The 578-nt window shown below is 67.6% G+C and carries 1 protein-coding gene; it reads right to left on the reverse strand.

Annotated features, from left to right (window positions below):
• Positions 1–35 precede the first annotated feature (35 nt).
• A complete protein-coding gene (locus EOA24_RS40360; RefSeq protein ID WP_126080882.1) occupies positions 36–500 on the reverse strand; it encodes a phage holin family protein in 465 nt (154 codons plus the stop codon).
• Positions 501–578: the final 78 nt, after the last annotated feature.

Here is a 578-nt window from a genome sequence, read left to right on the forward strand (position 1 = left end):
CCCAAGCAGCCCGCCACGCTGGAGACCTCGACAGCCTAATGCAGATCGTCCGGACCTTGCCTGGGCGGCGGGGGCCTGGTGTTCTCCCGATAGATGGCGTAGGCGACGACAGCCAGGGCGGGCGCCGCAATGGCTGCCAGCCCGCCCTTGCTCCTGGCAAGCGCCGGAAGCAGGGCAAGCGCGGCGGTAACACCCACCGCCGTCATGTCGGCCTGTCGCCGTCGCGCGCGGCGTTTGCCGCGCGCGCTGGCGGTCAGCTTGTGGATGACGATGATCAGCCCGGCAATCACCAGGAACCCGATGCCGAACCCCAGGCTGGTCGCCAACGGCCCGTAGCGCGCCGCCAGCCAGATATAGACGGCGCCGATGAGGAAGCCGACGCCGCAGAGGGCGAAGATGGCGGCAAGCCCATAAAGGATGGCGGTTATCCGCGCCCTTTGCAAAGCAGCCATTGCCTCGCCCGAGGCAAGGGCTGAGATCAGCGAGACAAGCGTCCCCATCTGAGGCTAGCGGCGGGAAAGAAGAGCGAAGAGGAAAACGACGCCCGCGGCGATCGCCAGCGACGTCACCGGCTTCTC

This window comes from Mesorhizobium sp. M2A.F.Ca.ET.039.01.1.1 (genome assembly GCF_003998035.1).
Taxonomy (GTDB): Bacteria; Pseudomonadota; Alphaproteobacteria; order Rhizobiales; family Rhizobiaceae; genus Mesorhizobium.

What these genes read in the sequence shown, in the direction of transcription:
- EOA24_RS40360 (WP_126080882.1), bottom strand. Translation starts at nt 500, where the DNA reads ATGGGGACGCTTGTCTCGCTGATCTCAGCCCTTGCCTCGGGCGAGGCA.